Genomic DNA, 19,657 nt, shown 5'->3' on the forward strand with positions numbered 1-19,657 from the left:
GTGAACAGCAGACGGACCCATGATGATCGCTCCTCCTTCTTTCCTCGCCGCAATCGACATGCCGCAGGCCAAGTCCGTCTCGGGCGAGAATGCGGCATCGGAAAGCTCGGGAAACTCCGGAATCGATGGTTTCGCGGCCCTCATAGCGCAACTCATGCAGATACTGCCGACGCCGAACGGGTCATCAGCCGACGCGCCGGTGGGGGAAGAAGACGGGGCCGGCAATCTGCCGACCGGCAAGATTTTGCCGGTTGATGGCGGCAACCTTGCCGCTGCCACCGCAGGTCAGATCGTCGGCGAAGCGGCCACCGGTCCTGTGCCGCGCCCTGGCGCCGCCGGTTCGATGCATTCTTCCGCCACGATCATTTCCTTTCAGCAGGCGCAGACGGCGCTTCCTGTGCAGCAGAGCGTGCGGCGTGCGCTGGGGACAGCTGACGCCGAGGGGACGCAGGTTGCAGCCAAGGAAGGCGCTGCTGCCGCATCTGTCAGCCCCACGCCGCGCTCGGATCAAATCCGCATGACGGTGTCGCTCGCTCCGCTCGAGACGACAGCGCTCCGCGTCGCCGCACCGCAAGATGTATTCGCGCCCGTCGAGAAGCAGCTTTCGGCGGCGATCGGGTCCATTCCGAAGACCGCGGGGGAGCCGGTCCCAGCGTCTCCGCAACCGCACCTCGCCAGCCTTGCGGATCGCGCGCCTCGTTCCGATGGCCGGATGGCCGCAACGCTCGCCGCGGAGCCGAAGCAGGCGGGCCGCGACGCGCAGCCACCTGCTGCCATCTCTTCCGAACGCACTCAGCCGGTCCGGTCGTCATCGCTTGAGAAGGATGCGAGTTCGGGTGATCGGTCGGGCCAGGCATCCGGCCCGGAAAGCGCGACTGGCGCCGCACGCACGCTGGCATCGCCGGAAAGTGCCAAGCCCTTCGCAATGCCGGCCTTCGCTCCGCTCGAGGCCGCTGCGGCAAACAGGGGCGATGGGCTGCGGGTTGCAGCTGCAACCACGGCCAGCGCCATGAGTTCGGTCGAGGGGATCGAACGTCTGGTGGAGCGTCTCTCGGTGGCGCGCGAGTTCGACATGACGAAATCCGCCAGTATTGCCGTCACGCATCGCGAGTTCGGGGCGCTGACGGTCACCTTCGACCACGCTCGCAACGGTCTCGACGTCGAGATCGCAGCGAAGGACAACGACATGCAGCGCGCGCTGGCTCTCGCCGTCGCCGCCGATCGGCCAACGGGTCGTGCAGGCGAGCCGCCGCAGCAGTCGCTCCCGCCGACGTCTCAGACGAACTTCGCCGCATCGGAGCGTGGCGCCGGCACGGCGGGGCAGGGTGCCAACTCCTCGGGCACCGCTTCTTCCGATGGCCGTGCGCAGGGCGAGGGTTCGCACCATCAGCGGGATCGTCAGCTGGCCTCTTCGGCGCAGGACCCTCGCAATCCCGCGCGACCCGCGCCCGGCGATGACGCCCTTTACGCCTGATCCCATTCAACGTTTCGAACCAATAGGACTGCTCAATGTCGGACGACCAATCCACTACCGATCCCAAGACCAAGAAGAAGGGCGGCTTCATCAAAGCGGTGCTTTTGGGCATCGTCCTGCTCGGTGCAGGTGGCGGCGGCACCTATGCCGCCTTCGCCAGCGGCCTGTTGGGCCAGCACGCCGAGAAGGCGGAAGACATGCAGCCCAAGCTCGTACTCAAGGGAATGGAGGATCCGTTTCCCTATGCGGACGACGGCAAGGACAAGGTCGAAATCGTCCACGGAACAGGCGGAAGCAAATACCGCACGGCCTACTACAATTTTGGCGAGGAGTTCACTTCCAACCTCGCCGATGGTTCGGCGCTGATCCAGATCAGCCTCGCCGCCTCGACCCATCATGATGGGCGCGTACTCATGTGGTTGCACGAGCATGAAACGGCACTGCGCTCTAGGGTTCTCGTCGAACTCGCTTCCACCGATGAAGCCGAGCTCATGGGCGTGGCGGGCAAGCAGCAGCTGCAGAAGCGCCTGGCCGCGGCAATCAACCAAGTGCTCGAAGAACGCGAGGGCTTCGGCGGGGTCGCAAACGTCTATTTCCGTTCGCTCATCATCCAATGATCAGCGCCACTTTCCCTAAGACCGCCGCGCGCGCCGCGCGTCACTGCGACGAGCTGCTCAGCCGCGCGGCGAGCCCGCCGGACTTCGCCAATGAGTTCGAGCGCTTCGCCGGCCAGTTCGCCGAGCACGCGCGCACCTCGCTCGGAGAGCTGTGCGATTGCCGTGCGCTGCGGGTGGAAGCGGGCGAGCTGGATCAACTGCCGGCGAGCGAGTGGCTGTCACAGGTCGCCACCGCCAATGTCCATTCCTTCTATGCCCTCGGCCAGGACCGGTGCGGCATCCTCGTGTCCACCCCGGTGGCCGATCTGGTTGCCCAATTCGAGCGCATCCTGGGGGGGACCGGCGAGATCGACGAGGACTATGCGGTCCTGCCGGCGTCGGCGGCGCGGTTCGCACAGCAATTCGAGGATCGCATCGCCGAGACGCTGCGGCAGGCCTGCGACCGAAGCGAAATCGCCGCTTCGGCCAGCGGCAGCGTGGTCGACCAGGTCGCGCCCTTCGAACCGAGCGAGCGCATCTGGACGGCCACGCTTTCGGTAGCGCTTGCGGGCAATGCGCGAATTTGGCGGGTTCGCCTCGCCGCGAGCGAGGCGATGCTGGCGAAGCTCGTCGGCTCGCGCGCGGTGTCGCCCGCCACCGGACGCAAGATCGGGGCGCGCGGCCTCGAAGGCTCGGCGGTCGCGGAGGTCGAGATGCCGCTGCGTGCGGTGCTGGTAGATGTGCCGATGTCGATCGCGCGTCTGGCCCAGCTGGCGCCCGGCGCGCTGATCCCCGTCGCGATCCACCGCAACGTGCCGCTGCTGATCGGCGACACCATCATCGCCCATGGAACCGTCGGGGAAATCGACGACCGCGTGGCACTCGAACTCACCCAGACATCAATCGCAAAGGATCACTGACATGTCGCTTCACGCCGATGGCTTCGGCCTCATCCAGGATATCGACGTCCGCCTCACGGTCGAACTCGGCCGCAAGCAGATGCGCCTGCGCGACGTGCTGGCGCTCGGGGAATCCAGCTTCATCGAACTCGATCGCCTGACCGACGAACCGCTCGATATCCTCGTCAACGGCAAGATGATCGCGCGCGGCGAGGTGGTCGCTCAGGGCAACCGCTTCGCCATCCGCGTGCTCGAGCTCGTGGGAGCCTCCAGCAGCGGCGGTGCTGCGCCGACTGCGATCGCCGAACCCAAAGTGGAAGCCCTGCAGTAATGTTCTGGTACGTCCTCAAGCTGTTAATCCTGCTCCCGGTCATCTGCGCGATGATCTGGGGCACGCTCAAGCTCGCCAAGCGGCTGCAAGGTCAGTTCGGCGCTCCTGCGGGCAGCGAAAAGTCGGTCAAGATCATTGAGACGACCATGCTGTCTCCCACGCTGCGGCTCGCGGTGATCGAATTCCATGGCCGTGAGATACTCGTGTCGACATCGCGCAACGGCCTGACGCGGCTCGCCGAGGCGCCGGCCCGGGTTCGCGAAGCCGCACCTGCGGTGGTCGTGGAGCCCGCGGCGTGATCGCCCGGCTTCTCAAGTTCGGCGCGACGCTCGCCGCAATGACCTATCCGGCCATCGTGACCGCGCAGACTGCAGCTGAAGGAGCCGTTCCGGGCGCTCTCGATCGCGCTTTCGGCCAGCTCTCGGGCGCCGGTGGCGAGCCGCTGAGCCTGTCGCTCCAGCTGCTGCTGGTGATGGGGCTGCTGACGATCCTGCCGGCGCTGCTGCTGATGATGACCAGCTTCACGCGGATCATCATCGTGCTGGCGATCCTGCGACAGGCGCTCGGGCTGCAGCAGTCGCCCCCCAACCAGGTGCTGATCGGGATCAGCCTGTTCCTCTCGCTGTTCATCATGGCGCCGACGCTAGAGCGCGTGAACGAAGCGGCGATCGCCCCCTATTCGGCGGGCGAGATCGGCGCCGAAGTCGCCATCGAGCGGGCCGGCGACCAGTTCCATGCCTTCATGATCCGCCAGACCCGGGAGTACGACCTCAGGATGTTCGCCGATATCGCCGATACGCCGCAATTCGCCAGCCCGCAGGAAGTGCCGTTCTCGATCCTGCTTCCTGCCTTCGTGACCAGCGAACTCAAGACCGCGTTCCAGATCGGCTTTATGCTGTTCCTCCCCTTCCTCGTGATCGATCTCGTCATCGCTAGTGTCCTGATGAGCCTTGGCATGATGATGATGAGCCCGATGATCGTCTCGCTTCCCTTCAAGCTGCTGCTGTTCGTCCTCGTCGACGGCTGGGCGCTGCTGATGGGTTCCCTTGCCTCCAGTTTCGCGTAGCCGCCATGGATGAAGCCTCCGTCCTTCTGTCGCTCGCCGACCGCATGCTGTGGATCGCCGCTCTGGTGGCGGCGCCGGTTCTGCTCGCCAGCCTCGCCATCGGTCTGGTGATCGGGCTCGTTCAAGCCGCCACGTCTGTCAACGAGCAGACGCTCACCTTCGTGCCGAAACTGGCTGCGGTGGCCTTCGTGCTGGTCGTGTTCGGTGCCTCGATGATGGCGCTGGTGAACGATTTCATGCTCGATATCTTCGCCGAAATCGCGCGGATGGGCGGGTGACAGGGCTCGACTTCGGCTTCGGTGCGCTCGAGCAGGACATGTGGCGCGTCGTCTTTCTGATGACCCGCATCGGTGCCGCGCTGCTCGCGGCGCCCTTCTTCGGCGCATCCTCGGTGCCGATGACGGTGCGGATCTCGCTGACCGGCGCGCTGGCGATCTTCACCTCGATCTGGCTGCCCGAGATCGCGACTCCACCCGCGCTGTTTTCGCTCGAAGGACTGATGGCGGTCGCCGGGGAAGTGGCCGTCGGTCTCGCGCTCGGCTTCGTGCTGCAACTGGCCTTTGCGGCTCCGACCATCGCGGCCGAACTGATCGGCGGCGGGATGGGGATGAGCATGGCGATGTCGAGCGATCCCATGGGGGGCGGCACGACCACTGCCTTCGGCCAGTACTTCATCATCGTCCTCACCCTGATTTTCCTCGCTACGGGAGCGCATCTGCACTGGATCGCGCTGGTCACCGAAAGCTATCGGGCCTTCCCGCCGGGAGAGACCTGGCTCGGGGCGGAGCGGTTCGGAATGATTGCGAGCTTCGCCACCAGCATGTTCGAAACCGCGCTGCGCATCGCACTCCCGGTCACGCTCATCCTGTTCCTGGTTCAGGTTCTGACCGGCATTCTCAGCCGTTCGGCGCCCTCGCTCAACCTCTTTGCGCTGGGCCTGCCCGCCGGCGTTCTGGCAGGGCTCGTCGCGCTCGTGATCTCGGCGCCGCTGATCTACGACCAGTTCCTCGGCATCGTCGAGGGATCGCTCGAACAGGCCGAAGGCGTGCTGGTCCGATGAGCGAGGAAACCGCCGGCGAAAAGACCTTCGCACCAACCGAGAAGCGCCTCGCAGACGCTGCCAAGAAGGGCGACGTCCTGCGCTCGAAGGAATCGGGCACGGCCGCCGTGATGCTGCTGGGCGGGGTGTGGCTGGTGTTCGCGGGGCCCTGGCTGCTCGAAGGTCTCGCCGGCTTGATGAGCGAGGCGTTCCGCTTCGATGCGCGCGACATGAACGACTACAATGTCGGGCTGCTCATGATGGAAGGACTGTTCCTTTCGGTTCTCGCCATCCTGACGCTCGCCGTTCCGGTGATCCTGGTGACGCTGCTGACCCAATTGGGTTTCGGGCGCGGCCGATGGGTGGGGGCGAATCTCGCAGCCAAGGGATCGCGGATCAATCCGCTGTCCGGGCTGAAGCGGATGTTCGGGCCGACCGGGCTCATCGAGATGGGGAAGGGGCTGCTCAAGATCGTCCTGCTGGGCGCGATCGCCTTTGCCTGGTGGTGGTCGAGCATCGACATGATCATCGGGCTGGGCCGCGGCTCGCTCTCGGTCCAGCTGGGTGCGGCCTGGGACGCGATCGTCTCGCTGGTCTTCGCGCTCTCGGGAGGGCTGGTGGTGATCGCGATGGTCGATCTGCCGATCATGTGGCTGCGCCAGCAAAAGCGGCTCAAGATGAGTCACCAGGAAATGCGCGACGAGAGCAAGGAGAGCGAAGGCTCGCCCGAAATGCGCTCCGCGCGCCGCCAGCGCCAGCGCGATATCGCGACCGGCTCGGTGATGGGCGCGATGCGCGAAGCGCAATTCGTCATCACCAACCCGAGCCATTTCGCGGTTGCACTGACCTACGATCAAACCAAGGCATCGGCGCCGATCGTGCTCGCCAAGGGCAGGGGCGACAAGGCGATGGCGATGAAGGAACTCGCCCGCGAGATGGATCTGCCCACGCTCGAATTTCCGCAGCTGGCACGGTCGGTCTATTTCACTACCCGCGAGCGGCAGGTGATCTGCGAGGATCTCTACGGCGCGATCGCATCGGTTCTGGCCTATGTCCTGTCGCTGAAACGAGGGGAGTCGCCCCCGCGTCCGCAGATCGACGTGCCGGTGGCACTGCGTTTCGACGCCGAGGGTCGGCTGGCCGTTAATCCCGCAGCCACCGCGCCGTTCTCAGAGCGATGAATGTTTCACCTTCCTCGATCGCCACGACGCTCGGTATCGGCAGCGGTATCGACATGGCCGGCCTTGCGGTCCAGCTCGCCGAAGCGCAATTCGCGGGTCGCAACGAGCGCCTGACCGCCAGATCCGAGACGCTCGAACGCCAGATCTCGCTTGCCGGATCGATCCGCAGTTCGTTCTCGCTCTTCGCCAGCGCGCTGGGCGACCGCTTGCGCACCGGCGATCTCGCGCCGGTTCCGACGATCAGCAATGCATCGGTAGCCAGCGTCTCTACCCCGCTGGGGGCCCTTGGAAAGGGCACCTATTCGCTCGAGGTCAACAGCCTGGCGAGCAACCAGACGCTGACCGGGCCAGTCTATGCTTCGGCGAGCGATACGGTCGGGGCGGGCACGCTGACGATCCGCTTCGGTGCGACGTCGAATGCCGCCTTCACCGAGAATACGGAGCGCCCGCCGCTGGCGCTCGACATCGTACCCGGCTCCACCCTCGCGGATGTGGCGAATGCGATCAATTCCGGAAACGCGGGTCTGACCGCCTATGTCGCGCAGACGGCGGCGGGCGCGCAACTGGTGATGAAAGGAGCAGAGGGCCTCGAGAACGGCTTCGTCATCGAAGCGACCGAGGACGGCGCAAATCCGGGACTGTCGGCGCTGGCCTGGCAGCCCGGCGGCGATCCCGCGCGATTGGTGAAAGCATCGGCGGACGCCGAATATCTGCTGGACGGCCTGCTCAGGCGCACAAGCAGCAACACCATCCCCAACGCCGCGCCCGGACTTTCGCTCTCGCTGACCGGTACCAACGCCGGCGCACCCGCTACGATCGGCTTCGCCAATTCCAATGGCGCGATCTCCGGCGTGATGCAGGACATCACCGGGGCCCTCAACGAGATTATCTCCGAATTGCGCACAGCGACCAACCCGCTCGGGGGCGATCTGTCACGAGATCCGGGGGCTCGGGCGCTCAGCCGCAATCTCTCGGCACTGGGTTCGACGGTCATCCTCCCGAATGCTCCCGAAGGCTCGCCGCGCACGCTGGCGGAACTCGGCCTCGCGATCGAGCGCGACGGCAGCTTCCGGTTCGACAGCGCCAAGCTGACGCAAGCACTCGAGCGCGATCCTGCCGGGGTGGCCGCCATGTTCACCACCGGGATCAATGGTGTCTATTCCACCATCGATCGCCTGGCGCGGTCGAGCAGCAGTTCGAGCGATCCCGGTTCGCTCGCCGGATCGATCGTGCGCTATCAGTCGCAGTCGCAGCAGATATCGAGCGATCTGACCAAATTGGCCGAACAGCAGGAAACCCTGCGCGCCAGTATGGTCGCCCGGTTCGCCCAGGCGGACAGCCGTGTCGCCGCCTCCAAGTCGACACTGTCCTTCCTCCAGTCGCAGATCGATGCGTGGAACGCGCAGAGCAACTGACATGCTGGCCCGCACGCAACCTGCCGATGCCTATCGCGAGGCAAATTTCGACGCTCGCCTGATGGGCGGAAGTCGGGACGATCTGGTGATCTTCTGCATCGAAGACCTGATCGCCAATCTTGGTGCACTCGAGATCGCCGAAGCTCGCGGAGACCGGGCGGCCCGAAGCAAGGCACTCACCCGCTGCGTAACGGCGCTGACCGCGCTGGAGTTGGGTATTGACCGCCAGGCGGAACTTGCGAGCAGTCTGCTGCATTTCTACGGCGCCGCCAAGGTCTCGCTGCTCGAGTCCGTTCGCGAAACCGACCTGACCAACATCGCCGCCATGAAACAGGATTTCCACGATATCGGCAAGGCGATGCAGGCGGTGCGGTTCGCCTAACCCGCAGAATAAATCCCAATCAGAAACTTTATCATTGCGGTGCCTGAATCGCTTCGGCTAACGATTGTTAACGAAGGTGGTTAACAACTTCGTGATGCGTTGCCTCCGAGTGCTAAGCTGTTCGCGGTAACATACTGAAAAAGTTATAGTTGGGTTTATTGAACGGGGTAGTCGGGGGCGTTTCATCGATGTCGAAAGTTTACGTCGTCGATGACGACGCAGTGCGGCGCGCGCAAATCTGCCGGCTTCTGACTGGCGAGGATATCCACCCTGAGCCTTTCGATTCAATCGACGAGCTCATTCGATTCATGCCTTCTGAGGGGTTCATCCTCGTCCACGACGAGGGTGAGGGGGTCTTCGAGCTGATCCAACGCCTGGAGAGCGAGATCTGGCTGCCGGTCATCGCCTATAGCGACGAACCGCAAACCGCACGGATTGTCAGCGCGATGCAATCGGGTGTCTCCTCCTACGTCACCTACCCGCTGAAAGCCGCCGAATTTCGGCGCGAGTACGACAAGCTCAAAGGCGCCCTCGCAAACCGATTCGCGAAAAGGCAGCGCTCGACCGCCGCACGTAAAATGCTCGAAATGCTGAGCAATCGCGAGCGCGAGATTCTCTCCTGCATGCTCGATCATGGCACCAGCAAAGCGATCGCGCGCCATCTCGGGATAAGTCCGCGTACCGTGGAGGCGCATCGCGCCAGTCTCATGGCTCGCCTCGAGGTGCGCACTGCGGCGCAGGCAATCCGCATCGCGGTCGAAGGGGATGCATTCGGCCTGCCCACAGAGGTTTCGACGCGTCAGGACAATGCAACATTGGGGATTGCCTGCGACGATCGCTATGAAGAGCTGGTTCAGCAAGCATCCGCCTAGCTTCGAGATCCAGGGGCGCTCAGCGGAAACTCTGTGAATTTCCCAGGGCCAGGGGCGTCAGCCCTCAGTCCCGAGCCGCCGCCGCGATCGTCAGACGCAGCTTGTCCAACGCTGCGGATTTGAGTTGATGCACGCGCGGCACGCTGACTTCCAGAACCGCTGCGATCTCGGTCAGATTGAGCTCTTCGACGAAGTGGAGCTTTATCACCAACTGCAACCGGTCTGGCAGTGCAGCGATCGCATCCGCCAGGCCGGCGCGATCCTCGATCTGCAGCAGACTCGCTTCGGCATCCGGATCTTCGGATCGGAAGGCGGGATCGCTGTCGGAATAGCAATCCTCGATCGAGCTCATCGATATATACAGCTGGCGGCGAATATCGTGCAATTCGTCGGTCGAAATGTGAACCGCACTCGCGAGCTCGGCCGCAGAGGGTTCGCGCCCGAGTTCGCTGCGCAAGATGTCGGTCGCCCGCTCCAGCTTGCGTCGCATCTGCAACGCCCCGCGCGTGTGATGCGATTGCGAGCGCAGCAGGTCGATCATCGCCCCCCGCACGCGCATCTTGGCATAGGCGGCAAAGCCGTCGTCGCTTGGCCGATCATGGCGCTGGGCGCATTCGGTGAGCGCGATCAGCCCGGATTGCATCAGATCGTCGACGTCGATCGAGCCGCTGCAGCTGCCGCCATAATACCATGCCAGCTTGCGCACCATGGGCAGGAATTGCGCAACCCGGTCGTCGATTCTGCTGGCATAGGCGCGGCGCGCGTTGAAGTTCGAGTGGTCGTGTTTCATGCCGCGAGAGCCTCCGTGTCATGGCCAAGTGCCGCGGGTTCTTCATGGGTTTCGCCGCCCACCACCGCGATCACCTCGATCGGCTGCGTGGGAGGCAATTCGGTGATGGAGAGCACCGTGCAGCCCGGCGCGCGCATCTTGAGCAACGCGGCGAGCGCCCGGCGCGCGCGCGGCTGGACGATCAGCGCGGGCTGGGTCGAGCCCGGTTCGCGTGCGCCCACGATGGCGGCGATGCGTTCGCCGATCGAGCGGCCGAGATCGGGTTCGATGATGAGTTCGCCGCTGGCGGGATCCTGCATTCCGTTCACGACCATCTCCTCGAGCTGCGCCGCCAGGGTGATCACCGGCAGTTTGGTGTCGGGGGAACAGGTCTCGCCCAACAGCATGGCGCCCAGATCGGCGCGGATGATGTCGATCAGGCGATCGTGCTCGCCGGTCTGCTGAGCGGCCAGCGAGAGGCTGGAGAAGATCGGCAGGGCATGGCGTAGCGAGATGCCGTCGGCGAGCAGCGCTTTGAGCACACGCGTCACCGCGGCGAGCGAGAGCGGCTGGGGCGTGATCGTCTCGATCAGTTGACCATGGCGCCCGCGCAGGTGATCGACGAGATCGCGAACCTGATCCGGCCCGAGCAGATCCTGCGCGCGGGTCGCGATCAGCTGGTGGAGCTGGGTGGCGATCACGCTTTCGGGATCGACGACGAGATAGCCTTCGGCGACCGCGAGATCGCGCGAGCCCGGATCGATCCACAGCGCGGGGCAGCCGAAGCTGGGATCGACCGTGGCCTCGCCCGGCACCGCATGCGCCTGCATCACCTCGCCGGTGTCGATCGCCAGCAGCGAATCCGGTTTGAGCCTGCCGCTGCCGATCGGGCTGCCGCCCAGCGTGATGCGGTAGCCGTCGGGATCGATCTCGAATGTGTCTTCGATCCGAAACGGTGGGATCACGAAGCCGAAGGCCTGGCACATCTGGCGCCGCAAGCCGGTCAGCCGCGCAATCAGCGTCGCGCCGTGGCGCTCGTCGGTCAGATGGATCAGGCCATAGCCCAGCTGAATGGTGACCAGCGTCTGATCGGTGACGTCGTCGATCGAGATTTTGGAAGGATCGGGCGCAGCAACGGGTTCGACGAAGTTCTCCACCGCCTCGCGCCGAGTCTTGAGCGTGCGCCAGAGCAGGAAGGCGCCCGCGGCGAGCGGCAGGAAGATCGCCTGCGGCATCGCCGGAATGCAGCCGATCGCAAACAGAATGCAGGCGACCGGCAGCCAGATCTTGGGATCGGCCAGCTGACCGCCGATCTGTCCGGTGAGGTCGCGGGTATCCGATACGCGGGTGACGATGACCGCCGCGGCGATCGAGAGCAGCAGCGCCGGGACCGAGGCGACCAGCGCGTCGCCGATCGCCAGTGTGATGTAGTGCTGGCCTGCCTCGGCGATCGACAGACCGTGCGTGGTCATGCCGAGCACCAGCCCGGCGATGATGTTGATGAACAGGATCAGCAGCGCCGCGACGGCGTCGCCCTTCACGAACTTGCTGGCGCCGTCCATCGAGCCGTAGAAATCGGCCTCGGTGGCGATCTCGCGGCGCCGCGCCTTGGCTTCGTCGGCGGTGAGCAACCCGGCGGCGAGATCGGCGTCGATCGCCATCTGCTTGCCTGGCAGTGCATCGAGGGTGAAGCGCGCAGAGACCTCGGACACGCGGCCCGCGCCCTTGGTGACCACCATCAGATTGATGATCATCAGGATCAGGAAGACGAAGATGCCGACGGTGAAATTGCCCCCGATCAGGAAGGCGCCGAAAGCCTCGATCACCATCCCTGCGGCGGCTTCGCCCTCGTGGCCGTTCATCAGCACGATCCGCGTCGAGGCGACGTTGAGCGCAAGCCGCAGCAGCGTGGCGAACAGCAGGACCGAGGGGAAGGACGAGAAATCGAGCGGCTTCTGCGCGTTCATCGCCGCCATCAGCACAGAAACCGAGAGGGCGATGTTGAGCACGAAGAACAGGTCGAGAAGGATCACCGGGATCGGCATGACCATCAGCAGGATGATCGTGAGGATGCCGATCGGCAGCGCGAGGGCGGGGCTGAAGATCTGTCGTGCGTTCACAGGCCGAATGCTTTCAATTTGCCATAGGCGGTGGCGATGGTCTCACTCGCGCGCCCGCCCATCGGGGCGCCCGCGCCGCCGAAGGTGGATTTGAGCGTGTCGGACATCGAAGGCCGCGATGCGGCGGTCGGCAGCGGGTGGGATGAGATCGTCGAACCCGAGAAGTCGTGCTGGGCGAAATTACGCTGCGCGGCAAAAGCGGCGAAGCGTTCGGGAGTGCCGCTCGCCCCAGCAGGCATCGCGCCGTCGCCATAGGCCGAGGCGACCTTGTCGCGCATCACGCTCATGACCTCGCCGAGCGATCTCGCGCGGCCGCCCTCATAGAAGATAGGACGGTTGGCGCGCGCGGCCTGCGGCATCATCGCCGCCGCCGAGCGCCCGGGATCGGCGCCCAATGCGCCGAGGAATTGTTGCGCTCCGCCGAGCCCGAGAAAGTGCGCGAGATAGAGTTCGGCGGGCTCGGGTTCGCGGCCCAGCGAAAGGCGCAGTCCGTCGGCGTTCTCGCGGGTGAGCTCGGCGGCCATCAGCGAAGAGGCGTCTGCATCGTAGCGCAGCGACATGACTCGCGCGCGAGTGGCGGGATCGGCGATCCCTCCGCCGGGGCCGATGGCCTGGTCGGCCCATTCCATCCCGTGTTTAGAGCCATGGCGATCGACCATGCGCATCCAGGTGGAATCGATGAACTGATAGAGCCCGGTGGCGCTGGAGGTCCCCGCCTTGGCACGCGGGTCGAGACCCGATTCCAGCTTCGCCTGCGCCAGCAGATAATCGAAATCGACCCCCGTGCGCAGCGAAGCGCGCGCGATGGCGGCCTTGACCTCGGTGTTCTGGACGGGATTGACGGTGGGCACGAAACCTCCGGGAATTGCCTTCCCGGATGTTCAGCAAGCTTTGTGCCAAACCCGCAGCGCGGGCCAGGCCGTTCTGCCGTCAGGCGAGCGCAACGCCTCCGCTGCGGCGCGGCAGCGCAGTGTAGGCATCGCCGGTTTGGGTCAGCGTGCCCAGGCGGTTCTGGACGTTGGAGGCGATCAGGTTGCGCAGGCGGCGGTTGATCTCGTTGAGCCGTCGGACCGCGTCGAGTGCGCCGAGGCATTCCTCGTCGAGCTGCGAGCGCTCGACCGCCTCGAGTTTCGCGCACAGGTCGAGCTTGCCGGCAGTGGACTGAACGATCGCGTCGAGGTCGAGGGCGGCAAGCGCCTGCCGTTCGCCTTCGAGCAGGGCAACCATTTGCCGCAGGGTGGCAAGCGGACTGGAGGTCAGGGTCATTGGCCGATCGTCCCATAGAGGCCGGCCGCGATGATCGCGTCGGCGATTTCGGTGGGAATGAGGGGATAACGGTCGTTGGCAAGCGCTTCGCGGATTGCGGCGACGCGCTCGTGATCGACGCCGCTCTCACCAGCTGTGACCCGTGCGGTAGAGACCGGAGGTTCGGACTCACGCGTCTCGGCAGCGGCCTTGTGCGAGGCGGATAACCGCTGCGCCGGTGCGACGGTCGCGCTCGCGCGCTGTACCGCTCCTGCAATTTCCGGCAATCCGACAATACGCATCGTTTCGCTCCACTATCTGGTCGATATGTAGAACGGCGGATGCTGCGCGGATTTAACGGGCCGGCAACAAATTTTGCCGCCTATGGCAATTGGATGCCGACCTGGCCGGGGCGGATCACCATCGCGCGCAGCGTATCCGAACGCTTGCCGTCGGCGCGCACCTGGATCCATTCGCCCTGCGCGCCGTCTTCCACGGCTTCGCCCTGGCGGGTGAGGGTGAAGCCGTGACCGCGCACTAGAATGCTGACGGATTCCCCGCGGCGCACCAGCATCTCGGCCGGCGCTTGTGTCTCGCGCGACTGGCCTACGGGACCGCCATCGACCGCGACATAGATCTTCCAGCCCGCGCTGGGGCAGGCGACCTGAACCGAGCGCTGATCACGCCCGAACCACGAAAGGTCGAGCGGGGTTGAGCAGGAGGAGAGCTTGAGGCGCCGATCGACGGGCAAGCGGGCGCCGCCGGGCTGGCCGATCTGCGAACCGGTGAAATCCACGACTGCGCGGTCGATCATGCCGAGATCGGTCGTCGCTGCGGCCGCTGCGGTGGCAAATGCGGCGGAGCCGATCAGTCCGAGAACAACAAGCTGGCGCATGGCGATTTCCTTGGCGGTGAGAGTTTCAACGTTTCTCAGCAAGCATCGTGCCAGTCTCCGGATTGCCCTCATAGCCGATCGTCACCAGGGTTTCGGCCCTTGTGCCGGGCTCGAGTACGAGCCGAGCGGTCGAGCCCTTCGACTCGATCTGCTCGAGCAATGCGGACCCGTCGCGGAATGCGGCCTCGCGTTGGCCACCGGGATACCGGACGACCACGCTTGCGCCCTGCCGGTCGTCGGTCATCGTCATATCGAGCCACTGGCCCAGGTTCGTCTCGGGGCCGGGGCGAAACACCGCCAGCCCCGCGCCGCTGCTGTCCGAAATGGCTGTCGCGACTGGCTCCACCTGCTGCGGCACAGCCGGAGTATCGCGGCTGGCCTGCGCGGTGACGAGGAACAGGATCAGAGCGAGATCCGCAGTAACCGTCTGCCAGCCGGAACCGGCGCGCAGGATCATGCCGCCACCTGCGGAGCGTTCTCGACCGGCGCAGCGCTGCCGGCCTTGCGCACCCCTTCGGCCAGCCATTCGAGAACCGCGTCGCGGTCGCGCTCCTCCTGCCGCGAGCGGCGGGCAATTGCGGCCGCGATAGGCGCGAACAGGAAATTGGCGGCCAGCAGCCCATAGAGCGTGGTGACGACGGCGATCGCGACCGCATCGACGAGGCTTTCGCCTTGCGGGGTTGCGCCCGGGGCCTGTCCCAGCGCGAACAGTGTGCCGGCGAGGCCGAGCACCGGGGCGAGCTCGGCCGCGCTTTCGAAAGTTCGCGCCGCGCGCTGCGCTTTGTCGAGCCGCTGTTGCTTATACCGCCGATGCGCCCCGTGGATCGATTCGATCGACCGCTGCCCAATCATGATGTCGGTGATGCTGTCGAATTCGACATCGCCGAAATGATGCGGCGCGGCGCGGAAAAAGCCGTCGTCGGCGATCTCGCGGATCTGTTTCGATAGTTCGGCCTTGGCCTTTGCGACATCGAAGGCGGGCTCGAACGTGCCGCGGAGCGCAGCCAGCGTCACGCGCATATCCGCGACGCCGCAGCGCAGCAGCGTCGCCGCCACGGTTCCTGCGAATACGATGGCGATCGCGACGGGATCGATCCAGTTTTCCAGCATGGGTTGCGCTACTCCTCGGATCGCAGAACGGTCGGGTGCGAGGCGTGTTTACCCCGTGGAAGAACTTTGCCGCCCACCGGCAGAAGCTTGCCGCAAATTGCCGCAACCGGTGCTTCCGACGAGCTTCAGCGAGTTTGGCACGCCACTTGCTAACCCGGTTCCGTAGTTTTTTGCGGAGGCTCACATGAGCAACGGTTTGTTCGGCATTCACGGTGCAGCGCTGGAGATCAGATCGCAGCGCATGGGTGTGCTCAGTTCGAATATCGCGAACGCCGCAACACCCAATTACAAGGCGCGCGACGTCGATTTCGCGGCGGCGCTCGAAGCGCGGCTGGGCGGGGTCGACAGCGAACGCGCCGCCGGTTCCGTCGCAAGCTATCGCATTCCCACCATGGCCAGCCTCGACGGCAACACCGTCGAGATGGCGACCGAGCAAGCCGCCTTCGCCGAGAATGCGGTCGCCTATTCGGCGACGCTCGGTTTCTTGCGCGGACGGGTCGAGACCCTCACCCGCGCGATCAGGGGCGAATGAGCATGGCCGGTCCGTCATCTCTCTTCGAAGTGGGGCACCGCGCAATGTCTGCACAGCTCGTGCGGATGAACACCGCGGCGTCCAACCTGGCAAATGCCGGTTCCGTCGCGGGCAGCGAGGAAGCCGCCTACCGCCCGATGCGCACCGTCTTTGCGCAGGAACTCGACCGCGCCAGCGGCTTGTCCTCCGTGCGCGTAGACGGCGTCGTGCGCGAGGATGTCGCCCCGATCCGCCGCCACGACCCCGGTCACCCGCTTGCCGATGAGAATGGCGACGTCTGGGAAAGTCCGGTCGATGAGAATGCCGAGATGGTCGAGATGCTCGAGGCCTCGCGCCAATATCGCAACATGGTCGAGGCGCTCTCGACCGCCAAGCAGCTGATGCTCGAAACGATGAGGATGAAATGATCACACCAGTCACCAATCAGCCGGCTGCCTCCGCAGCACCCGTCGCGGGGCGCGGGATGGACCAGCTGGGGCAGGGGGATTTCCTCCGTCTGCTTACCGTCCAGATGCAGCAGCAGGATCCGATGGATCCGGTCGATAACAAGGAGATGCTGGCGCAGATGGCGCAGTTCTCCTCGCTCGCAGGCGTCGCCGAGACCAATTCCATGCTCGAACGGATTTCGGACAAGCTCGATCAGCTGATCGTGTCCACCGAGACCGCCCACGATCTTCGCAACGGAGAAAATTGATGTCCTTCTACACTTCGCTCAACGGCATGAAGAACGCGCAGACCTCGCTCGGCGTGATCTCGCACAACATTGCCAACTCCGAGACCTTCGGTTTCAAGCGCAGCCGTACCGAGTTCTCGGAGCTCGTCGCCGGATCGGCGCTCAGCAATCCGCGGATGATCCAGGGCATCGGCGCCTCGGTGAAATCGATCACCCAGAATTTCTCGCTCGGCCCCGTCGAACAGACCGGTTCCGCGCTCGACCTCGCGATCACCGGCGACGGCTTTTTCACCACCCGTTCGGCTATCGACGGCTCGACGCTCTACACCCGCGCCGGGTCCTTCACGCTGAGTGGCGCCGGCAACATCGTCGACAGCAGCGGCAATCGCCTGCAGCTTTTCCCGGTCGATGCCAATGGCCAGATCACCGGTAACACGCTGTCCGATGCCAACCTGCCGACGCAGAATGCTGCCGGGGCGGAGTTCGTAGGCGTCACCATCGACGAAGTGGGGGTCGTCTCGGCGTCCTATGCCGACGGATCGACCGATCCGGTCGGTGCGGTGGCGCTCGCGACGTTCATCTCGCCCACCGGGCTCAAGAAAGTGGGCCAGGCAAACTGGGAAGGCACCGGCCTGTCCGGGGCCGCCACCTACGGTGCTGCCGGTTCGGGCGCCTACGGTTCGCTCCTCTCGGGTTCGCTCGAGCGCTCGAATGTAGACATTGCGGAAGAACTGGTCGGGCTGATCACCGCCCAGCGCAATTTCCAGGCGAATGCCAAAGCGATCGATACCGCCACCCAGATCTCGCAGACCGTCATCAACCTGCGGAGCTGATCGCGATGGACCGCCTTATCCACACTGCGCTTTCGGGCATGCGGGCGTCGATGGACAGCCAGCGCGTCATCGCGAGCAATATGGCCAATGCCAATACGCTCGGGTTTCGCGCCGAACTGGTCGATGCGCGTGCGGTCACCATCGAGGGTCTCCCCAACGAGGCGCGCGCGATGCAGACCGTGCAGGTGCGCGGTGCGGATATGAAGGCGGGCGAGATGATCGACACCGGGCGATCGCTCGATCTCGCCATCGAGACCGAGGCGCTGATGGCGGTGCAGGCCGAAGGCGGCACCGAAGCCTACACCAGGCGCGGCGATCTCTCGATCTCGGCGACCGGGCTGCTGGTCAACGGCGAGGGGCGTCCAGTGCTGGGCGACACCGGCCCGATCACCGTCCCCCCCACCGGCATCCCGGCGATTGCACCCGACGGGACGATCACGATCACCGACCCCGCGGTGCCCGACCAGCCCCCGGCCGAGATCGGTCGGATCAAGCTGGCCGGCTGGCAGGGTTCGCCGATCCAGAAGGGTCTCGACGGCCTGTTCCGGGTCGAGGGCGGCGGCGTGCTGCCGCTCGATGAAACCGCCACCGTCAAAACCGGCGCGCTCGAGCAATCCAACGTCAGCACCACCGAAGTCCTGGTCGAGATGATCGATGCGCAGCGCCTGTTCGCGATGCGCAGCAAGATGATCGCGACCGCCCGTGAAATCGACGAAAGCGGCGCACAATTGATGCGCCTCGGCTAATCCAGGAAAAAGGATCCAGCACATGCCCACCTCAGCTCTCCAGGTCGCCCGGACCGGACTCGAAGCGCAGGACGCGCGGATGAGGGTCATCGCCAACAATCTCGCCAACGTCGGCACCACCGGCTTCAAGCGCGACCGCGCCAATTTCGCGACACTCGCCTATCAGGATGCTCGAGTGGCGGGGCAGCGTTCCTCGGGCGAAACCGCTTACGCCACCGGGCTCAACCTGGGTACCGGCGTAGCGGTCCAGTCCACCAGCCAGATCATGACCCAGGGCGCGCTGGCGACGACCGGCAATGCCTTCGACCTCGCGCTCGATGCCGATGGCTATTTCCAGATCGAGATGCCGGGCGGGCGCACAGCCTACACCCGTGCGGGCAATTTCACGGTTTCCGCCGAAGGACAGCTGGTCACCCAGCAGGGCTTCGCGGTGCAGCCGGCGATCACCGTGCCCGAAGGCGCGACCGCGATCACCGTCGCTTCCGACGGGACGGTATCGGCGACGCTGGCAGGGGAAGCCGAGCCGGCCGAACTCGGCCAGATCCAGGTCGCGCGCTTCACCAACCCTTCCGGCCTGCAGGCGATCGGCGACAACTTCCTGGTCGAGACCGCCGCGAGCGGCGCTGCCGAACTGGGCCCCGGCGGCGAGAATGGCCGCGGCAACATCCGCCAGGGAATGCTGGAATCCTCCAACGTCAACATCGTCGAGGAACTGGTATCGATGATCGAAACCCAGCGCGCCTATGAAATCAGCTCCAAGATGGTTTCGGCCGTCGACGAGATGCTGCGCAACGCCAATCAGACGCTGTGAGGATGAACAGCATGAAGTCTCTCGCGCTCCTCCTGCCTCTCGCTCTGATGTGCGGCGCTTGCGGCACCGGAGGCGCGCGACCCGCAGGGTTCGCGGCCGCGCTGCCGCCGCCGCCGCCGCCCTATCAGCCTCAGCCTGCGGATGGCGCCATCTTCCAGGTCAGCCAGGGCTATGCCCCGCTCTACTACGGCAACCGCGCCTCGCAGGTGGGAGATCTGGTCACGGTGGTTCTGGTCGAGCGGACGCAGACCTCCAAATCGACCAGCGGCTCGACAGATCGCGAGGGCAATCTCGGATTGTCGCTGCCGCGCTTCGTCGGGATCGACGATGCAGACCTTAATGCTTCGGGCGGAGGGTCGTTCAATGGTTCGGGCAATGCAGCGCAGGCGAGTTCGATCCGAGCCGATCTCACCGTCACTATCGCCGAGGTCCGTCCCAACGGCACGGCCCTGATACGCGGAGAGAAGGTCATGCATTTGAGCCAGGGCGAGGAATGGGTCCAGCTGGCGGGAATTATCCGGCTCGCCGATATCGATCAGGACAACCGCATCCTGTCGATCCGCGTCGCCGATGCGCGCATCTCCTACTCCGGCGCCGGTTCGATCCAGCGTGCGGGCCGCGAAGGGTGGCTCTCGCGCTTCTTCGGTGCGGTCTCCCCCTTCTGAGGA

General features: G+C 65.1%; 27 protein-coding genes. 19 read left to right on the plus strand and 8 right to left on the minus strand.

Going from position 1 to position 19,657, the window contains the following annotated elements; all coding sequences use genetic code 11:
* The first annotated feature begins 19 nt into the window (after positions 1 to 19).
* From Q9K01_RS02775 to Q9K01_RS02830, 12 genes are all read left to right on the plus strand, one after another.
* Positions 20 to 1,474, plus strand: coding sequence for a hypothetical protein (locus Q9K01_RS02775; RefSeq protein ID WP_305928677.1), 1,455 nt, complete (start codon positions 20 to 22; stop codon positions 1,472 to 1,474).
* 35 nt (positions 1,475 to 1,509) lie between these two features.
* Positions 1,510 to 2,091 (plus strand): flagellar basal body-associated FliL family protein, encoded by a 582-nt coding sequence (locus tag Q9K01_RS02780; protein WP_305928678.1) that lies wholly within the window; start codon positions 1,510 to 1,512, stop codon positions 2,089 to 2,091.
* Positions 2,088 to 2,990, plus strand: coding sequence for a FliM/FliN family flagellar motor C-terminal domain-containing protein (locus Q9K01_RS02785; protein ID WP_305928679.1), 903 nt, complete (start codon positions 2,088 to 2,090; stop codon positions 2,988 to 2,990). Before Q9K01_RS02780 ends, Q9K01_RS02785 begins: the two co-directional genes overlap by 4 nt.
* A gap of 1 nt (position 2,991) precedes the next feature.
* Entirely contained in the window at positions 2,992 to 3,300 is a 309-nt protein-coding gene (gene fliN / locus Q9K01_RS02790; protein WP_305928680.1) for a flagellar motor switch protein FliN, read from the plus strand.
* Entirely contained in the window at positions 3,300 to 3,599 is a 300-nt protein-coding gene (locus Q9K01_RS02795) for a flagellar biosynthetic protein FliO (protein ID WP_305928681.1), read from the plus strand. Before fliN ends, Q9K01_RS02795 begins: the two co-directional genes overlap by 1 nt.
* 38 nt (positions 3,600 to 3,637) lie before the next feature.
* Complete coding sequence (gene fliP / locus Q9K01_RS02800) at positions 3,638 to 4,366, plus strand: flagellar type III secretion system pore protein FliP (RefSeq protein ID WP_305929162.1); 729 nt, start codon at positions 3,638 to 3,640, stop codon at positions 4,364 to 4,366.
* A 5-nt stretch (positions 4,367 to 4,371) separates the two neighbouring features.
* Positions 4,372 to 4,644 carry a flagellar biosynthetic protein FliQ gene (locus Q9K01_RS02805; protein WP_305928682.1) on the plus strand — a complete coding sequence of 91 codons (273 nt, stop codon included), beginning with the start codon at positions 4,372 to 4,374 and terminating at the stop codon, positions 4,642 to 4,644.
* On the plus strand, positions 4,641 to 5,426 hold the full coding sequence (gene fliR, locus Q9K01_RS02810; protein ID WP_305928683.1) for a flagellar biosynthetic protein FliR: 786 nt from the start codon (positions 4,641 to 4,643) through the stop codon (positions 5,424 to 5,426). Before Q9K01_RS02805 ends, fliR begins: the two co-directional genes overlap by 4 nt.
* Positions 5,423 to 6,586: an EscU/YscU/HrcU family type III secretion system export apparatus switch protein gene (locus tag Q9K01_RS02815; RefSeq protein ID WP_305928684.1), complete on the plus strand. Its 1,164-nt coding sequence runs from the start codon at positions 5,423 to 5,425 to the stop codon at positions 6,584 to 6,586. Before fliR ends, Q9K01_RS02815 begins: the two co-directional genes overlap by 4 nt.
* Positions 6,583 to 8,001 (plus strand): flagellar filament capping protein FliD, encoded by a 1,419-nt coding sequence (fliD, locus tag Q9K01_RS02820; RefSeq protein ID WP_305928685.1) that lies wholly within the window; start codon positions 6,583 to 6,585, stop codon positions 7,999 to 8,001. The genes Q9K01_RS02815 and fliD overlap by 4 nt, the downstream gene beginning before the upstream one ends.
* Position 8,002: 1 nt before the next feature.
* Positions 8,003 to 8,383 (plus strand): flagellar protein FliS, encoded by a 381-nt coding sequence (locus Q9K01_RS02825; RefSeq protein ID WP_305928686.1) that lies wholly within the window; start codon positions 8,003 to 8,005, stop codon positions 8,381 to 8,383.
* Between the two features lie 221 nt (positions 8,384 to 8,604).
* Entirely contained in the window at positions 8,605 to 9,255 is a 651-nt protein-coding gene (locus Q9K01_RS02830) for a response regulator transcription factor (RefSeq protein ID WP_305928687.1), read from the plus strand.
* 64 nt (positions 9,256 to 9,319) lie between these two features.
* Here Q9K01_RS02830 and Q9K01_RS02835 read toward each other — a convergent pair whose 3' ends face one another.
* The 8 genes from Q9K01_RS02835 to Q9K01_RS02870 form a co-directional block, all read right to left on the minus strand.
* Positions 9,320 to 10,045, minus strand: coding sequence for a sigma-70 family RNA polymerase sigma factor (locus Q9K01_RS02835; RefSeq protein WP_305928688.1), 726 nt, complete (start codon positions 10,043 to 10,045; stop codon positions 9,320 to 9,322).
* A complete protein-coding gene (locus tag Q9K01_RS02840) occupies positions 10,042 to 12,144 on the minus strand; it encodes a flagellar biosynthesis protein FlhA (RefSeq protein ID WP_305928689.1) in 2,103 nt (700 codons plus the stop codon). Before Q9K01_RS02840 ends, Q9K01_RS02835 begins: the two co-directional genes overlap by 4 nt.
* Positions 12,141 to 12,995 carry a transglycosylase SLT domain-containing protein gene (locus Q9K01_RS02845; RefSeq protein ID WP_305928690.1) on the minus strand — a complete coding sequence of 285 codons (855 nt, stop codon included), beginning with the start codon at positions 12,993 to 12,995 and terminating at the stop codon, positions 12,141 to 12,143. The genes Q9K01_RS02840 and Q9K01_RS02845 overlap by 4 nt, the downstream gene beginning before the upstream one ends.
* A 79-nt stretch (positions 12,996 to 13,074) precedes the next feature.
* Positions 13,075 to 13,410 carry a hypothetical protein gene (locus Q9K01_RS02850; protein WP_305928691.1) on the minus strand — a complete coding sequence of 112 codons (336 nt, stop codon included), beginning with the start codon at positions 13,408 to 13,410 and terminating at the stop codon, positions 13,075 to 13,077.
* Positions 13,407 to 13,691, minus strand: coding sequence for a flagellar biosynthesis anti-sigma factor FlgM (locus Q9K01_RS02855; RefSeq protein WP_305928692.1), 285 nt, complete (start codon positions 13,689 to 13,691; stop codon positions 13,407 to 13,409). Before Q9K01_RS02855 ends, Q9K01_RS02850 begins: the two co-directional genes overlap by 4 nt.
* Before the next feature lie 80 nt (positions 13,692 to 13,771).
* Positions 13,772 to 14,284, minus strand: a complete 513-nt coding sequence (locus tag Q9K01_RS02860) for a flagella basal body P-ring formation protein FlgA (protein ID WP_305928693.1) — start codon at positions 14,282 to 14,284, stop codon at positions 13,772 to 13,774.
* A 25-nt stretch (positions 14,285 to 14,309) separates the two neighbouring features.
* Positions 14,310 to 14,741 carry a hypothetical protein gene (locus Q9K01_RS02865; RefSeq protein ID WP_305928694.1) on the minus strand — a complete coding sequence of 144 codons (432 nt, stop codon included), beginning with the start codon at positions 14,739 to 14,741 and terminating at the stop codon, positions 14,310 to 14,312.
* Positions 14,738 to 15,394: a MotA/TolQ/ExbB proton channel family protein gene (locus tag Q9K01_RS02870; protein ID WP_305928695.1), complete on the minus strand. Its 657-nt coding sequence runs from the start codon at positions 15,392 to 15,394 to the stop codon at positions 14,738 to 14,740. The genes Q9K01_RS02865 and Q9K01_RS02870 overlap by 4 nt, the downstream gene beginning before the upstream one ends.
* A gap of 184 nt (positions 15,395 to 15,578) precedes the next feature.
* Here Q9K01_RS02870 and Q9K01_RS02875 point away from each other — a divergent pair, with 184 nt between their 5' ends.
* The 7 genes from Q9K01_RS02875 to Q9K01_RS02905 are packed head-to-tail and all read left to right on the plus strand — an operon-like array spanning position 15,579 to position 19,654.
* Positions 15,579 to 15,926, plus strand: coding sequence for a flagellar basal body rod protein FlgB (locus tag Q9K01_RS02875; protein WP_305928696.1), 348 nt, complete (start codon positions 15,579 to 15,581; stop codon positions 15,924 to 15,926).
* Between the two features lie 2 nt (positions 15,927 to 15,928).
* On the plus strand, positions 15,929 to 16,333 hold the full coding sequence (gene flgC / locus Q9K01_RS02880) for a flagellar basal body rod protein FlgC (RefSeq protein WP_422785278.1): 405 nt from the start codon (positions 15,929 to 15,931) through the stop codon (positions 16,331 to 16,333).
* A complete protein-coding gene (locus Q9K01_RS02885) occupies positions 16,330 to 16,620 on the plus strand; it encodes a flagellar hook assembly protein FlgD (RefSeq protein WP_305928698.1) in 291 nt (96 codons plus the stop codon). Before flgC ends, Q9K01_RS02885 begins: the two co-directional genes overlap by 4 nt.
* Complete coding sequence (locus Q9K01_RS02890) at positions 16,620 to 17,432, plus strand: flagellar hook-basal body complex protein (RefSeq protein WP_305928699.1); 813 nt, start codon at positions 16,620 to 16,622, stop codon at positions 17,430 to 17,432. The genes Q9K01_RS02885 and Q9K01_RS02890 overlap by 1 nt, the downstream gene beginning before the upstream one ends.
* Before the next feature lie 5 nt (positions 17,433 to 17,437).
* On the plus strand, positions 17,438 to 18,178 hold the full coding sequence (locus tag Q9K01_RS02895) for a flagellar basal body rod protein FlgF (RefSeq protein WP_305928700.1): 741 nt from the start codon (positions 17,438 to 17,440) through the stop codon (positions 18,176 to 18,178).
* Between the two features lie 22 nt (positions 18,179 to 18,200).
* Entirely contained in the window at positions 18,201 to 18,989 is a 789-nt protein-coding gene (flgG, locus tag Q9K01_RS02900) for a flagellar basal-body rod protein FlgG (protein ID WP_305928701.1), read from the plus strand.
* 11 nt (positions 18,990 to 19,000) lie between these two features.
* A complete protein-coding gene (locus tag Q9K01_RS02905) occupies positions 19,001 to 19,654 on the plus strand; it encodes a flagellar basal body L-ring protein FlgH (RefSeq protein ID WP_305928702.1) in 654 nt (217 codons plus the stop codon).
* The last annotated feature ends 3 nt before the right edge of the window (positions 19,655 to 19,657 follow it).

It is taken from the genome of Qipengyuania benthica (assembly GCF_030717865.1).
GTDB lineage: Bacteria > Pseudomonadota > Alphaproteobacteria > Sphingomonadales > Sphingomonadaceae > Qipengyuania > Qipengyuania benthica.

Coding starts and splice junctions, on each gene's coding strand:
- Q9K01_RS02775 (WP_305928677.1), top strand. CDS start 20: ATGATGATCGCTCCTCCTTCTTTCCTCGCCGCAATCGACATGCCGCAG.
- Q9K01_RS02780 (WP_305928678.1), top strand. CDS start 1,510: ATGTCGGACGACCAATCCACTACCGATCCCAAGACCAAGAAGAAGGGC.
- Q9K01_RS02785 (WP_305928679.1), top strand. CDS start 2,088: ATGATCAGCGCCACTTTCCCTAAGACCGCCGCGCGCGCCGCGCGTCAC.
- fliN (WP_305928680.1), top strand. CDS start 2,992: ATGTCGCTTCACGCCGATGGCTTCGGCCTCATCCAGGATATCGACGTC.
- Q9K01_RS02795 (WP_305928681.1), top strand. CDS start 3,300: ATGTTCTGGTACGTCCTCAAGCTGTTAATCCTGCTCCCGGTCATCTGC.
- fliP (WP_305929162.1), top strand. CDS start 3,638: ATGACCTATCCGGCCATCGTGACCGCGCAGACTGCAGCTGAAGGAGCC.
- Q9K01_RS02805 (WP_305928682.1), top strand. CDS start 4,372: ATGGATGAAGCCTCCGTCCTTCTGTCGCTCGCCGACCGCATGCTGTGG.
- Q9K01_RS02815 (WP_305928684.1), top strand. CDS start 5,423: ATGAGCGAGGAAACCGCCGGCGAAAAGACCTTCGCACCAACCGAGAAG.
- fliD (WP_305928685.1), top strand. CDS start 6,583: ATGAATGTTTCACCTTCCTCGATCGCCACGACGCTCGGTATCGGCAGC.
- Q9K01_RS02825 (WP_305928686.1), top strand. CDS start 8,003: ATGCTGGCCCGCACGCAACCTGCCGATGCCTATCGCGAGGCAAATTTC.
- Q9K01_RS02835 (WP_305928688.1), bottom strand. CDS start 10,045: ATGAAACACGACCACTCGAACTTCAACGCGCGCCGCGCCTATGCCAGC.
- Q9K01_RS02850 (WP_305928691.1), bottom strand. CDS start 13,410: ATGACCCTGACCTCCAGTCCGCTTGCCACCCTGCGGCAAATGGTTGCC.
- Q9K01_RS02855 (WP_305928692.1), bottom strand. CDS start 13,691: ATGCGTATTGTCGGATTGCCGGAAATTGCAGGAGCGGTACAGCGCGCG.
- Q9K01_RS02860 (WP_305928693.1), bottom strand. CDS start 14,284: ATGCGCCAGCTTGTTGTTCTCGGACTGATCGGCTCCGCCGCATTTGCC.
- Q9K01_RS02865 (WP_305928694.1), bottom strand. CDS start 14,741: ATGATCCTGCGCGCCGGTTCCGGCTGGCAGACGGTTACTGCGGATCTC.
- Q9K01_RS02870 (WP_305928695.1), bottom strand. CDS start 15,394: ATGCTGGAAAACTGGATCGATCCCGTCGCGATCGCCATCGTATTCGCA.
- Q9K01_RS02875 (WP_305928696.1), top strand. CDS start 15,579: ATGAGCAACGGTTTGTTCGGCATTCACGGTGCAGCGCTGGAGATCAGA.
- flgC (WP_422785278.1), top strand. CDS start 15,929: ATGGCCGGTCCGTCATCTCTCTTCGAAGTGGGGCACCGCGCAATGTCT.
- Q9K01_RS02885 (WP_305928698.1), top strand. CDS start 16,330: ATGATCACACCAGTCACCAATCAGCCGGCTGCCTCCGCAGCACCCGTC.
- Q9K01_RS02890 (WP_305928699.1), top strand. CDS start 16,620: ATGTCCTTCTACACTTCGCTCAACGGCATGAAGAACGCGCAGACCTCG.
- Q9K01_RS02895 (WP_305928700.1), top strand. CDS start 17,438: ATGGACCGCCTTATCCACACTGCGCTTTCGGGCATGCGGGCGTCGATG.
- flgG (WP_305928701.1), top strand. CDS start 18,201: ATGCCCACCTCAGCTCTCCAGGTCGCCCGGACCGGACTCGAAGCGCAG.
- Q9K01_RS02905 (WP_305928702.1), top strand. CDS start 19,001: ATGAAGTCTCTCGCGCTCCTCCTGCCTCTCGCTCTGATGTGCGGCGCT.